This is a genomic window from Pseudovibrio sp. Ad26 (assembly GCF_001623285.1).
Taxonomy (GTDB): Bacteria; Pseudomonadota; Alphaproteobacteria; order Rhizobiales; family Stappiaceae; genus Pseudovibrio; species Pseudovibrio ascidiaceicola.
This window is the reverse complement of sequence record NZ_LMCE01000058.1, coordinates 220,522-234,651: the sequence shown is the minus strand read 5'-3', so window position 1 is coordinate 234,651 and position 14,130 is coordinate 220,522. Positions and strand designations below refer to the sequence as shown.

Here is a 14,130-nt window from a genome sequence, read left to right as displayed (position 1 = left end):
TCTAGTGAATCATAAAATTCAGAAACTGGTTGACCTCGTCAAAAGGTCATCCGGCTGGAAAAGACATGTCAGCATCCTAAAGTCAAGTAAGTCTGTAACTTTGGCGCTGTTTCTTGCGGACATTTCCCGAGTTTCCTCTACCTACGTGGTTTTCGCGAGGCTCGGGCTGCGACCCTTTGGTTCATAGAGAGCAAAAATCGACATTTACAACCACTTGATGAGAAAACGAGAAACTTAGATAGGGACAAGCCCGTTCGCTTACGCTATAGACTTTGACACCATGAAGATGATCACAACTACAGAAGAGCTTGCGCAAGCGTGTGCCAAGCTTGCTAATTCAGATTTCGTAACAGTTGATACCGAGTTTTTGCGGGAAACGACCTTCTGGCCAAAACTCTGCGTCATTCAGATTGCCAATCCAGATAATGCTGTGTTGGTTGATGCTCTGGCTGAAGATCTGGATCTTGAACCTTTTTTTGCATTGATGCGCAATACGGACATCGTGAAGGTGTTCCATGCTGCACGGCAAGATATTGAAATAATCTACCATCTGGGTGGCTTTGTGCCCTCACCTCTCTTCGACAGTCAGGTTGCAGCCATGGTTTGTGGCTTTGGGGATTCAGTTTCCTACGACCAGCTGGTTTCGAAAGTGACGGGTGAGCGGATCGACAAATCATCCCGGTTTACAGATTGGTCCCGGCGTCCATTGACGAACAAACAGCTTGCTTATGCATTGGCTGATGTGACCCACTTGCGCGACGTCTACCAGTTCCTGAAAGAGCAACTGGAACAAAAGGGCCGCATCCACTGGGTTGAAGATGAGATGGCAACGCTGTCTTCCATTGATACCTATCGCAGTGATCCTGCGAAGGCATGGCAGCGCATGAAGTTGCGCGTCCGCAAACCACGCGATCTGGCTGTCTTAAAGGAACTGGCCTTCTGGCGTGAACAGGAAGCGCAAAAGCGTGACATTCCTCGTAGCCGCGTTATCAAAGATGATGCGATTTTTGAGGTTGCAACGCAGAAGCCTCAGACATCTGAAGCTTTGGGGCACTTGCGCACAATCCCACGTGGTTTTGAGCGCTCCAGACATGCTGAGGACATTCTCAACGCGGTAAAACGCGCTATGGAGATTTCTGAGGACGATCTGCCAGAAGTTCCAAAAGGACGGCCTTCTCCGGACGGAGCGTCTGCAGCTGTCGATTTGCTGAAGGTCCTTTTGAAGATGAAGAGCGAAAGCTTTGGTGTGGCACCGAAAGTTATCGCGACGGTCGATGATCTGGACAAGATTGCATCAAGTGGAGATGCGCAGGTTCAGGCTCTTTCCGGCTGGCGCCGAGAGCTTTTTGGTGAAGATGCGCTACGCTTGAAAAAAGGCGAAATCGGCCTTGCTTTTAATGGCCGTCAGGTCGTCATTTGCGAACAAGGTGAACCGGTTGAGCGTGTTGAAAACAGCTCTCGCCGTCGTGGTGGCAACAAGAACAACAAGCCAAAGTCTGATTAAGATTTTGAATCCACTACTCATCATAACTTACTGATAAATAAGAAAAGCCCCGGCAAAACTTGTCGGGGCTTTCTTGCATCTGTCTCAGATTTCCTAGAGCACTCTGACTTCGGCTTCCAGATCCATAACGCGCCCGAGTTGGTTCAGGCGTTTGGTCAAACGATCCCCTTGCATGTCCGCAAGTTCTGCTGGGAGAGCCAGTACGAGTTTGTCGTTCACCAGCGACAACTTGCTCTTGAGCAATACGCCATTCATGGAAGCGCTGATCAACGCTGCAACACGTAGCGTCGCACCAAGCATACGCGCGAGTTTCATAAGACGCGGGTTACTTAGGCTGCGAATAGCAGGCGACAGCGCATCATCCATCAGGCCTTCGTAGCGATAAAACACAGTCAGTGCCAGATAGGCCCTGCCGGCGTGATCAATGCCCACAAAACCGCCATTAGAAATAATGTTCAGTGATTGCTGACCACGGTAATCCGGATGAGCACGCCAGCCGATATCCGTTAGCTGGCAGGCTGCGATGCGCAGGCGACGTTCGCCTTCGCTTTCGTCTACACCAGCCACACGCATGGCCTGCTCGCTCCACTCAACCGCTTCGGCTGAATATGAGGGATCACGGGCACGCAGCACACCCAACTCGTGGGCTGCTGTGAGCAAAGGGTCTTGCTTTTTGCCGTCTTCATCAAGCTGATCATACAAGTACCCTTCCCGCACGCCGAGTGCAGAAAAGACGACCTGATCTGCCTGACAATGCAACAAGGTCTGCCGCATCACTGTTGCACCGTATGGCAACAATCCACGACGCGCTTTTGAGATCACCTGAATGCTTGGTTCGTTGCTTAGGTCATCCCGCATGAGCTGCTCGCAGAAATCAATCATGACTTCAGCAGGCACTGTGTAGTCATGCATCACATGCAGCGGATAGCCTTGTTGATACAGATGTAAACGGCCAAGTGAACGCCACGTTCCGCCAATCGCATAGAAATTGCGGTCTTTAGCCTTGCCGAGCCAGTCGGCTTTTTCCAGCTCTTCACGGGCGATCTCATTGGCCAGTGCCAGATCTTTTTCTGAGGATTCCTGCAGCCGAATTCCGCCAAGCGGGAATGTGCGCCCGTCACCGATGCCGTGCGCACTGATGTCGACCAGCTCTAATGATCCGCCGCCCAAATCTCCGACAAGGCCATCTGCCCGCCAGAAACCAGAGAAAACCCCCATTGCTGAGTAGAATGCCTCATCACGGCCAGACAGGATCTGAACGTTGGCACGGCAGATGTTTTCTACTTTTGCAATGAACTCGGCGCCATTTTCAGCTTCGCGAGCTGCTGCTGTTGCCAGAATGTGCAGTTTGATGACACCCACATGATCACAGACACGGCGAAAACGCACCAAGGCACGTAGTGCAGTGGCAACATTTTCTTCGCCCAGACGACCAGTTGCGCCTACGCCGCGCCCCAGTCCTGCCAGGATTTTTTCATTGAACAACGCTGTCGGGTTACGCGCCAGTCTTTCATAAATTACAAGACGGACAGAGTTGGAACCAATATCAATGATTGCTATTGGTCCCGGGTCTGTAAATCGTCCTCGAGGCTCATCACTCGTCGAGATATCTGTCACTATTTGGCCGTTCTACAAAAAGTTTTGGGCTATCGCCCTGTAGCGAGCTGCCACGACCAGACAGAGATGGGTTCGTCATAAAGAACTTGTGTGCGTTGAACGGATCTTCGTCTGGTTCTGCAACAATGCGCTCATGACTACCGTCTGGAAGCAGACGCCAGCTTTGTTGATTATCTTCTAAATTTGCAACCATGATCTGATCAAGAATCTGCTTGTGTACTGTTGGCGTTTTAACAGGAACAAGGGTCTCGACCCGACGATCCAGATTGCGCGGCATCATATCCGCTGATGAGATATAGACATGGGCTTCATCAGAGGGCAACCCGTGACCATTGCCAAAGCAGAAGATACGGCTGTGCTCAAGAAATCTTCCCACAATTGATTTCGCGCGGATGTTGTCAGAGAGCCCCGGCACGCCTGCTCGCAGGCAACAGATACCACGCACGACCAAATCAATTTGTACCCCTGCCTGACTGGCCCGGTACAATGCATCAATGACACCTGGATCAACAAGGGAGTTCATCTTCATCCAGATCTGACCTGGACGACCTGCCTTGGTGTGGGCAATCTCTTCTTCTGTGTGCTGAATGATGCGCTTGCGCAGGCTCATTGGAGAAACGGCCAGTCGCTCCAGTTCGCCCGGTTCTGCGTAACCTGTGATGTAATTGAACACCTTAGCAGCATCACGCGCCATTGCAGGCTCTGCGGTAAAGTAAGACAGATCGGTATAGATGCGTGCTGTGATTGGGTGATAATTGCCGGTGCCGAAGTGGCAGTAGGTTCTCAAACCGCCCTGCTCGCGGCGCACAACCATGGAGACTTTCGCATGAGTTTTCAGCTCAAGGAAGCCGAAGACGACCTGTACTCCAGCGCGTTCCAGATCTCGCGCCCAACGGATGTTGGCTTCTTCGTCAAAGCGGGCCTTGAGCTCAACGAGCGCGGTGACAGATTTTCCAGCTTCGGCAGCTTCTGCAAGGGCTTTGACGATCGGGGAGTTGTTGGATGTGCGGTACAGCGTTTGCTTGATTGCGACGACATCCGGGTCCTGAGCGGCTTGGCGGAGGAACTGGACGACAACATCGAAACTCTCGTAGGGATGGTGGATCAGGATGTCTTTTTGTTGGATAGCCGCAAAACAATCCCCGCCGTGTTCGCGGATACGTTCCGGATAGCGTGGGGTGTATGGCGGGAACTTGAGGTCGTCGCGTTTGACGTTCACAGCCTGAGACAGGTCATTCAGCGCCAAAAGCCCGTTGGCAAGAAAGGTTTCCTCTTTGGTGACTTCAAGCTCATTTGCAACGAAGGCACGCAGACTTTCTGGTGTGCTTTCGTCAATTTCCATGCGGATCACAGACCCGCGACGGCGGCGTTTCAGGGCGGTTTCAAAAACGCGCACCAGATCTTCCGCTTCTTCCTCTAATTCCAAATCGGAGTCGCGCAATACGCGGAACGCGCCTTTGCCGCAAACTTCATATCCCGGGAAGAGATTGCCGATGAACAACGAGATGATCGTCTCAATCGGAATGAAACGCGTCGCTTTTGGCCCGGCATCACGCGGTGTTGGCAGAACAACAAAACGACCAATCTGGCTTGGCATGCGCAGCAGCGCAGTCATGCCAGCGCCTCCATCCACCGGGCGCAGGTCTAGGATCAGCGAAAAGCCCAAATTCGGGATAAACGGGAAAGGATGAGCCGGATCAATGGCCAGAGGTGTCAGAACCGGAAAAATATGCTGAAGGAAATAATCTTCCAGCCAATCCGTTTCGGCCTGGCTCATGTTCTGTGCTTCAACGATGAAGATGCCTTCATCTGCCAGCTCAGAGCGCAGTTGGCGGAAGCGAGCTTGCTGCTCACTTTGAAGCTTGCTTACCTCAACAGAAATTTGCTCCAGCTGTTCCGTCGAGGTCAATCCATCATCGGAAATGGTTGTCACATCCGCCCGCTGCTGACCGCGCAGGCCGGCAACACGCACCATGAAGAACTCATCAAGGTTGTTGGCAGAGATGGACAGGAACCGGAGCCGCTCCAAAAGCGGATGGCTCGGGTTCATGGATTCTTCCAGAACACGGCGGTTGAACTGCAACCACGAGAGTTCACGGTTTACAAAGCGCTCCGGTTTTTGCATCAGAGCCAGCCCTGCACTCACCTCAAAATCTGCGGTGTCAGTGGTCTCATCTTCCAAAGCGTTCATTTCCGTAAACTCATTCATTCCATGTACCTCCGCAGCCCGTGGACCGGGTCACCTGTATGGGCGCACCTCGCCCTCAGATTATCTGGCGATTGCGCTAGCCGTTGTATGATTCTGGTCATTTAGACCACACATTTTTGACGGGAAAATAAAGCTTAGAGCATGTTGCGTTCCGGCAGCAAGCTCTCAGCATTATTTACAGGCGTATCTACACCCAAAAGCAGATAATCACTTTCCGCAGATACGCTTTTTCTAGTGGCGTATCTTGAATCGAAAACCGGCAACCACTTTTCGGAGATACGCCTAGTACCTACTCGCCCATGCTCTCCAGAATTTTGGAGGCCATGACGCGAGAAATCTTACGACCCTTCGCCAATGCGTGTCTGTCCAGCATGTCTACAACGTTGCGCGCTGCATCCAGTGACCGTTCAATTCTTATCACGAGATAATCTATCACACTGGAGTCAACAGTTACCTGACGATCTGAAAAATGTTTGGTCATGACCATTGCGAGCAACATGTCATCGGGTTCATCCACCTGCACCGGGGTCGCTGCCCGAAAACGGGACGCCAGATCTTTGGTTTTTAGGTCAAATGTGCTTGGCCACTCGCGGGTGGTCATCAACATGTTGCCGCCCGTCAGGCGCACTGCGTTGAACAGATGGAACAAAGATGCCTCATCAAAACCTGCATGCAGGTCTTCAACCGCGACCGGGCCGGCTTCCGCCAGCGCTGTCAGGTCGAGATACTCCAGTTCATCTCCGCCCACGATCTGTGCACCGCTGAGCTCTTGCCACGCGTTGACCAGATGCGTTTTACCCGAACCAATCGGCCCTTGAAGGGTCACGATCGGAGATGGCCATTCCGGCCAGTTGGTGATTAGATTGAATGCAGCCTGATTTGACGTTGAAACCAGATAATCATCAACCCCCAAAGCCTCCTCATGGGGCAAGACCAAAGGCAATTGTTGTGGCCCTGTCGATCCTGTCATTCCAGTCCTTCCGTCTTATTGGTATTTTTGTAGTGACCTGCATATAGCGAACTTGCAAGATATTGCCTGAGAGCAAATCTTGCTAGTACCCCAACCACTGCTGCAGCTGGAATTGCTATCAACATCCCCACAAATCCCATTAAAGAACCAAAAGCGAACAGTGCAAACATGAGCCAGACAGGGTGAAGACCGACACTTCCACCTAAAAGTTTGGGCTGAAGGACGTTTCCTTCCAAGAACTGACCCACAACAAATACGCCCAGCACTGCTCCGATCATAAAATAATCAGGCCAGAACTGGACCAAAGCAACACCAATTGACAGACCAAAACCGACAATTGCACCGACATAAGGAATGAAGCTGATCAGACCAGCTGTGAGACCGATCAAGAGACCAAATTTGAGACCAACAAGCAACAGTGCGACAGCGTAGAACGTGCCCAGTATCAGGCACATCATCACCTGACCGCGGACAAATCCGGCCACCACTGAATCCATATCACTTGCCAGTGTGCGGATGGTTTGCTGGTAGTCTCTTGGTAGCCAGCTGTCGATGCGTTCAATCATATTGTCCCAGTCGAGCAGGAGATAGAACGCGACAACCGGTGTGACAACAGCAAGACCGATGATAGAGATGAGCGCTTGTCCACCGCTCCAGATGGACGACAGCAGTCCCCCAACGAAGTTTGCAGCCTGACCGACGAAAGCACCCCAATCGATTTTATTGGTCTGCCCTGACAGATTGGCAAGTCTGTCCATTTGCGGCCCAAGGCTCTCCCGCAGTAAGGCTTCCAGATTTCCGGCCAATTCTGGCAGATACTCCAGAAATGCGATCAGCTGTTTGCCAAGAATTGGCAGGAGGATCAACAGCGCTGCGGTAAACACAATCAGGAATATCAGCAGGATCGTGACGGTTGCCCAGATACGACCAAACCCATGATTTTCCAAATAATCCGCGATTGGATCGAGAAGGTAGGCCAAGGCCATGCCTGCGACAAACGGCAGAAGGATGCTTTGAAACACCGACAAGAACAGGATGAAGGCCGTAAAAGCCAGCAACCAGAAGAATAACCGTTTGTTTGTACTCATAAACTATCTCCAGATGGAGGCATGGAGCCCATCAACTTGCCGGTTATCCGGTAGCGCGGTCGCTCGCAGAGGCATCTTTGAAATTTAAGTTGGTTGTAGTTTCCATAGGTTGATTACGTCAAGTCGCAGCATCAGGTTTGCCAGAGTAGCTACTCCACCTTTTCGCCCGCTTAATTTCGGAGAAGCTGTGAGAGAGGTGAAAAACTTTCCCTCAAATGAAGAGTTTTTCAAAGCCGCATTAATTTGCAAAAGCTTAGCTGGTTCTGCACAGATCTGCGTTTTTCTGAGATACCAGCGTGGTTTCCTTCCCCTTTCGGCCTTGCAATTCCCTGCAGTTTTGTTTTTATGCCGCCAAATTACATAGGCGGTCATGCCGCTACACTCTTGACGATGCGGAGCAGTATCTATGAGCCAGGACCAGAACGGTAAAAACGGCCTTACCTACTCACAAGCGGGGGTCGATATCGACGCCGGGAACGCACTGGTCAAGCGGATCAGCCCATTGGTTAAAGCAACGCGTCGCCCAGGTGCTGACAGTGACATTGGTGGTTTCGGCGGTCTTTTCGATCTGAAAGGCGCCGGGTTTAAAGACCCTGTTCTTGTGGCGGCCAATGATGGCGTGGGCACCAAGCTGAAGATTGCGATCGACACCAACGTGCATAGCGGCGTGGGGATAGATCTGGTGGCCATGTGTGTGAACGACCTTGTTGTGCAAGGTGCTGAGCCGCTGTTCTTCCTTGATTATTTTGCCACTGGCGCGCTGGACGTGGACATGGCGACCGACGTTGTTGCGGGGATTGCAGAGGGCTGCAAGACCTCCGGTGCAGCGCTGATCGGTGGTGAAACGGCGGAAATGCCGGGCATGTATGCAGCTGGCGATTATGATCTGGCTGGTTTTTCTGTTGGCGCTGCTGAGCGCGGAACGCTGCTGCCGTCCAAGGATATTGGCGAAGGTGACGTTCTGCTTGGGCTGGCTTCTTCCGGTGTTCACTCCAACGGCTTCTCTCTGGTTCGCAAGATCGTTGAAGTCTCCGGCCTGACATGGGCTGACAAAGCGCCGTTTGATACTGACAAGACGCTTGGCGAAGCGCTGATGGAGCCGACCCGCATTTATGTAAAGCCACTGCTGGCCGCGATTAAAGAAACCAAAGGCATCAAAGCCTTGGCACACATCACTGGTGGTGGTCTTCCTGAGAACCTGCCGCGCGTTCTTCCAGAAGGGCTTGCTGCACGGATTGATCTTTCTGCAATCTCCTCTCCTGCTGTGTTTGGCTGGTTGGCTGAAACGGGCGGTATTGAGCAGTTTGAGATGTTGCGCACCTTTAACTGTGGTGTTGGCATGGTGGTAGCAGTTGCTGCTGACAAAGCGGATGCTGTTCGCGAAGTGCTTGAGCGTGAAGGCGAAACAGTTGTGACGCTTGGCAAATTGGAAGCTGCTCAGGATGGCGGCGAGCAGGTTGTGTTTGATGGCTCGCTAGGTTTTGCCAAATGAGCACGCAGCCTAAAAAACGCGTTGGTGTTTTGATTTCAGGGCGTGGCTCCAACATGCTGTCTCTTATTGAGGCAGCAAAAGCCCCTGATTATCCAGCGGAAATCGTTGTGGTGGGGTCCAACCGACCTGACGCAAAAGGGTTGGAACGTGCCACTGACGAAGGCTTTGCGACCTTTGCGCTGGACCACAAGCTTTATGGCAAGGACCGTGAAGCTTTTGAGCGTGACCTGCATGCCAAGCTGTTAGAGAACAATGTTGAACTGCTTGTTCTGGCTGGCTTTTTACGCTTGCTAACACCGTGGTTTGTGAGCCAGTGGCAAGGCCGGATGATCAACATCCACCCTGCTCTGCTGCCGAGCTTTCCGGGTCTGCATACGCATGAGCGAGCGTTGAAGGAAGGCGTTCGCATTCATGGTGCGACCGTGCACTTTGTTACGGCGGAAATGGATGTGGGTCCGATCATTGCGCAAGGTGCTGTCCCCGTTCTGGACGGGGATAACCCGGATGATCTTGCTGCGCGTGTGCTGGCTGTCGAGCATGAGATCTACCCGAAGGCTTTGGAGGCAGTGGCCAGCGGCAAAGCTTCCGTTGATGGCTTTCGCGTGAAGATTGAAGGCGAAGAACAAACGGAAGAAAGTCTTATTTGCTAATAGGATAAGGCTCTTTTTAAAGAGAGACACAAAAGGCCGCAGACGCATCTGTCTCCGGCCTTTTTTCGTTTGCGTTGCTATGTGCGTTCGTTTGCGCGATTTGCGTTTTTTCTGCGTTCAAAGCGGAGTTGGTAGCAAGCTACCGCCTGTCAAAAACATCAGATCAGAACTTCACCCTCCTGCAGAACCAAATCTTCGAGTTTCACCATCTTGGACTGGTCCTTCGCGCTGCGCTCGGTCTGAACTTCTGGCTGCTCGATACCATCTTCGTCAGGTGCTGTTTCCAGATCAGCATAGTTGACATTGGACTCTGCTGGTGGCGTTACCTGCTGAGATGTATGAGGTGCTGGCCTGTTGAACTGAGCGAAATATGACTCGAAGGTTTTGAACTCTCCTGTCGTCTGCAACTGAGCCATGTAGCCGTCGATGTAGACGTCCTTCCCTTCCATGAATTTATTTAGCTCATCCAGGCTTTGGAAGTTGGTTCCGAAGTTGCGGTTCGTGATTTCCAGAGTACGCCGCGCGGAGTAGCTTTCAGTGTTCTCACCCAAACTCTGTGCTTCCACATTCTGTAAGGCGGTGCCGGTATGCACTTCGTCGTATGTTGGGGCCGCAGTCGCCTTTGGCTCCAGATGGTCGTATGGGTGCTGTGACCGCGGTACATCGTAGTGATGCGGTTGTGGGCGTGGGGTATCATAGAGAGGCTGAGGCGGTATACGAGGGGTATCGTATAGAGACTGTGCTGGCAGACGCGGAGTGTCGTAAAGAGGCGTTTGCTGCACGCCAGAGCCCGAGACCTCAGCGGTTCGGGTGCTGCTTGCGTAGCCCAAAATGCGCCCCTGAGCGCTGGAGACAGCAGCATCCAAAGCTTTCAGGCTGCGGATATCGACTTTGGCGACATCCCCCAGTGTGCGATGAGATCCGTCGTGCTCGTTGAACTCAGTCCTGTCAAAAACGCTCGCTTGAATACCGGCCATCATCGCTTTCAGGTCAACGAGACGCTCGGTCCCGGATGAGGCGTGCTTTATTGTGTCTGCAATCGTCTGCTCTGCAAGTTCCAGAAAGGGAGCCCAGTTTTCTTTCGCTTGTTCCGGAGCACTTTGGGTTCGTCCCAGAAGGTTCCCGATGTTTTTTGTCGCGTCGGAGAGAGATTGCTTCACATTGGCAAGGCGGCCATGCGACAACGCACTTGCTGCAGATTTAAGATTATCCCCCAAACCACGCTTGTGCTGCGGCGTGTCAACCACAACAGAGTAAATCCGTTCCCCTGTCTGCGGATTGCCTTGTTTACTGCCAATAGAAACGATCAAGTCATCAGTATTTAGATTTAACGAGGTCGCATGCTCGACACGAGCCTGATTTACCAGATTTTCAACAGCACCGTGAAAATTACTAGAGTTACCAATAGTTAATCCGCTCATTGCACACCCTTTATTATTATGAATTTGACGCAGAGTTATCAAATTCAATCAGAACTCGCTAAGTGGAACTACTTTACGATTCCTGGCGGAGTTAAGAGTGTCGCTTAGTACTATGGGGGCTCTTTTTTGTTCACATATGCGTTCAATTTTTGTGAACTGAGGAAAATCATCACTTTTGTCGTCCACGCCTATTGAAGGAGCGGTATCGTCCCCTTCAATATGTCAAGGATAACTGCGTTACGCTTTGCGCACCGCCACGTGGATGTCGTGGAAGGCGGCGCCGCCGAACGGTGCTGTCTGATCGGCGCTGGTGAGGGTGTTGATGCCGTTGCCACCTTCGTGCGCTGCGTTGGGCCAGATGCCTTCTGCAATGAGTGTGCCCTTTTGAGGACGATCGCCCACGGAGGCGTGCAGGATGACTTCGCCGCGGTGATTGGAGAGGATGATCTTGTCGCCCTCTTCCACGCCCAGCGCGGCTGCGTCTTCCGCGTGCAGCATGACTGTTGGGCGGCCTTCCTTCTTCACAGAGCTTGGTGTCTCGTTGAACGTGGAGTTCAGGAACGAGCGTGAAGGAGATGTGGCGAGGCGGAACGGATAGTCCTTGGTCGGCGCTTCGTTGATGTCCCAATGATCCGGCAAGGCTGGCATTTGCTGCCATGGGCCCATTGGACCGTTGTTTGGTGCAGGCACCTTTGCCCAGTCCGGCTTGAAGCGGAACTTGCCGTCCTCATAGCCAAAGCCGTTTATGTAGTGTGCTTCATTGAAGTCTGGCTGACAGTCGAGCCAACGGTTTTCTTCCAGCTCGCTCAAGCCACCCGGATACTTGGAGTTTTTGAGCATCCAGTCGATGTGCTCGCGGGAGGTCATTTTGTGTGCTTCGTGATCTTCACCGCCGAGACGTTCAATCAGTTCGTTCAGCACATAAAGGTTCGGTTTGGCTTCGCCCGGGGCGTCGACCAGTTTTGGACCGAACAGGAGGTTCTGGTGTCCGCCGCCTTTGTAGATGTCGTCATGTTCCAGAAACTGGGTTGCTGGCAGGACGATATCGGCCATAAGCGCGGTTTCAGTCATGAACTGCTCGTGGACCACGGTGAACAGGTCTTCGCGGGCAAAGCCTTCTTTTACGAGGGTTTGCTCAGGAGCTACAGACACCGGATTGGTGTTCTGGATCAACATGGCGGTGACTGGTGGGCCATCCATGAGCGCTTCGCTGTCGCCTGTAAGAACCCGGCCTACCTGAGACATGTCGAGTTTGCGGATGGAGCTGTCGTGGAGCGAGTGGGCTTCGACCATGGCCATGTTGAGACCGTAGATGGCACCATTGTTATGAAACGCGCCGCCGCCCTCATATTGATAGTGACCGCCAACAACCGCGATACAGCTGGCGGCATGCATGGAAACCACGCCGTTGCGCTGGCGGGTGAAGCCGTAGCCAAGGCGGAAATAAGTTTTCTTTGTTTCGCCAACCAGCTTTGCGAGTTCTTCGATCTGCTCTGCGGAAAGACCTGTGATCTCGCTGGCCCACTCAGGGCTGCGGGTCTTCAGGTGCTCTTCCAGTTCGGCAGGTGCGTCGGCGTACATTTCCATGTAAGCGCGGTCGGCATAGCCATCGCGGAACAAAACATGCATGACAGCGCAAGCGAGTGCGGCGTCGGAACCCGGTTTCAGGACAAGGCCGATGTCTGCCTGTTTCATGGTCTCGGTCTTATAGACATCGATGACAACGATCTTGGCTTTACGGGTCTTGCGGGCCTTGATGGCGTGGGTCATGACGTTGACCTGCGTCGCCACCGGGTTGGTGCCCCAGATCACAACAGCGTCGGCAAGCGCCATTTCGCGCGGGTCCGGCCCAGCGAGCTTGCCGGTGCCAGCGATGTAGCCAGTCCACGCCATGTTGGTGCAGAAGGTCTGGTACATGCCGGAATAACTTTTGGCGTTGCGCAGGCGGTTGATGCTGTCGCGCTGTACAAGACCCATGGTGCCGGCGAAGAAGTATGGCCAGACGGTTTGTGGGCCGTGTTTCTTCTCAGCCTCCAGGAATTTCTCTGAGACTTCCTGGAGTGCCTCTTCCCAACTGATCTCTTCGAACTGGCCGGAGCCTTTCGGCCCTGTGCGGCGCAAAGGTTTGGTCAGGCGGTCAGGATGATGCAAGCGCTCAGAATAGCGGGCAACCTTGGCACAGATGACGCCAGCGGTATAGTCGTTGTCACGGGTGCCATGAATACGGCCTACACGCCCATCTGCATGTACTTCGACCTCGATTGCGCAGGTGGACGGGCAATCGTGTGGACATGCGGAGGCAAACCTTTGTGGTTTTTCGGGCTTAGACATGCGTGGCGTACTCAATAAAACTGGTGTTCTAGACTTGTTCTCGTTGCACAGACAGATCGCGGGTAACACTCAAATTGTCAAGAAAGCGCAGGCAAAAAATTCTTGAATTGACGATTTCTTGAGGTCCTGCACGGTCTTTGCGGTGTTCCTATATTTCCTAATGCTTGCAAGAGGTGCCTGTTCTGGTCTTTCATAGGGAATGGTTTGAAGCTTGAGGCAGTCCATGTTGCAGGATATCGACGTAATTGCGTGGGATTTTGACGGGGTTCTCAATCGTAACATTATCAATGACCGCTTTATCTGGGTGCAGCAGTTTGAAGAGGATCTCGGCATCTCATGGTACACCTTTGCTCAGGAGATGTTTACGGATGACTTTAACGAGGTTCTGGTTGGGCATGAGGATCTCAGAGACCTTCTCTCCCGTTGGGCGGATAAGACCGGCTATCCCGGCGACCTTGATCATTTCCTGCTGTACTGGTTTGAAAAGGACGCCCACCCGGACTTTGATCTGCTGGCCTTAATGCGCAAGCTTACCAAGACTCATGTCCGCCAGGTGATTGCGACCAACAACGGGGCGCGGCGTACGCGCTACATCGAAGAACAGATGGGTTACAAGGATCGTGTGGAGACGGTGTTTGCCTCCGGGCGTATGGGGGTGGCCAAGCCCAGCGCCGAGTTTTTCATACATGTTACCAAGGCCCTTAAGGTTCCTGCCAACCGGATGCTTTTGATTGACGACCGGGAAGAGAACATTATGTCCGCGTTGGATATGGGGTGGCGGGCGCTGCACTTTACTCCCAACACCCGCGAGCAGATCATCAAGGTGCTTGGGTCGTTTTAGTGCATCT

At 52.7% G+C, this 14,130-nt stretch carries 11 protein-coding genes; 4 read left to right on the top strand and 7 right to left on the bottom strand.

Going from position 1 to position 14,130, the window contains the following annotated elements:
- The first annotated feature begins 280 nt into the window (after window positions 1–280).
- Entirely contained in the window at window positions 281–1,504 is a 1,224-nt protein-coding gene (gene rnd / locus PsAD26_RS13810) for a ribonuclease D (protein ID WP_063310883.1), read from the top strand.
- Between the two features lie 93 nt (window positions 1,505–1,597).
- On the opposite strand, the gene PsAD26_RS13805 is transcribed toward rnd, so the two are convergent.
- The 5 genes from PsAD26_RS13805 to PsAD26_RS13785 all read right to left on the bottom strand — a co-directional run bounded on the left by PsAD26_RS13805 (window position 1,598) and on the right by PsAD26_RS13785 (window position 7,760).
- Window positions 1,598–3,121, bottom strand: a complete 1,524-nt coding sequence (locus PsAD26_RS13805; RefSeq protein WP_084403673.1) for a Ppx/GppA phosphatase family protein — start codon at window positions 3,119–3,121, stop codon at window positions 1,598–1,600.
- Entirely contained in the window at window positions 3,099–5,246 is a 2,148-nt protein-coding gene (locus tag PsAD26_RS13800; protein ID WP_244278223.1) for an RNA degradosome polyphosphate kinase, read from the bottom strand. Before PsAD26_RS13800 ends, PsAD26_RS13805 begins: the two co-directional genes overlap by 23 nt.
- Before the next feature lie 373 nt (window positions 5,247–5,619).
- Entirely contained in the window at window positions 5,620–6,300 is a 681-nt protein-coding gene (locus tag PsAD26_RS13795; protein ID WP_063310881.1) for a DnaA/Hda family protein, read from the bottom strand.
- Window positions 6,297–7,388: an AI-2E family transporter gene (locus PsAD26_RS13790; protein ID WP_063310880.1), complete on the bottom strand. Its 1,092-nt coding sequence runs from the start codon at window positions 7,386–7,388 to the stop codon at window positions 6,297–6,299. The genes PsAD26_RS13795 and PsAD26_RS13790 overlap by 4 nt, the downstream gene beginning before the upstream one ends.
- 84 nt (window positions 7,389–7,472) lie before the next feature.
- On the bottom strand, window positions 7,473–7,760 hold the full coding sequence (locus PsAD26_RS13785; RefSeq protein ID WP_063310879.1) for a hypothetical protein: 288 nt from the start codon (window positions 7,758–7,760) through the stop codon (window positions 7,473–7,475).
- A gap of 34 nt (window positions 7,761–7,794) precedes the next feature.
- On the opposite strand from PsAD26_RS13785, the gene purM reads away from it, so the two are divergent.
- Window positions 7,795–8,880 carry a phosphoribosylformylglycinamidine cyclo-ligase gene (gene purM / locus PsAD26_RS13780; protein ID WP_063310878.1) on the top strand — a complete coding sequence of 362 codons (1,086 nt, stop codon included), beginning with the start codon at window positions 7,795–7,797 and terminating at the stop codon, window positions 8,878–8,880.
- On the top strand, window positions 8,877–9,530 hold the full coding sequence (gene purN / locus PsAD26_RS13775; protein WP_063310877.1) for a phosphoribosylglycinamide formyltransferase: 654 nt from the start codon (window positions 8,877–8,879) through the stop codon (window positions 9,528–9,530). The genes purM and purN overlap by 4 nt, the downstream gene beginning before the upstream one ends.
- A gap of 158 nt (window positions 9,531–9,688) precedes the next feature.
- On the opposite strand, the gene PsAD26_RS13770 is transcribed toward purN, so the two are convergent.
- Window positions 9,689–10,951 carry a hypothetical protein gene (locus tag PsAD26_RS13770; protein ID WP_063310876.1) on the bottom strand — a complete coding sequence of 421 codons (1,263 nt, stop codon included), beginning with the start codon at window positions 10,949–10,951 and terminating at the stop codon, window positions 9,689–9,691.
- 237 nt (window positions 10,952–11,188) lie between these two features.
- A complete protein-coding gene (locus tag PsAD26_RS13765) occupies window positions 11,189–13,282 on the bottom strand; it encodes a molybdopterin oxidoreductase family protein (protein WP_063310875.1) in 2,094 nt (697 codons plus the stop codon).
- Between the two features lie 223 nt (window positions 13,283–13,505).
- Here PsAD26_RS13765 and PsAD26_RS13760 point away from each other — a divergent pair, with 223 nt between their 5' ends.
- The gene (locus PsAD26_RS13760) at window positions 13,506–14,123 is read left to right on the top strand and encodes an HAD-IA family hydrolase (protein WP_063310874.1); all 618 of its coding nucleotides are present in this window, start codon (window positions 13,506–13,508) and stop codon (window positions 14,121–14,123) included.
- The last annotated feature ends 7 nt before the right edge of the window (window positions 14,124–14,130 follow it).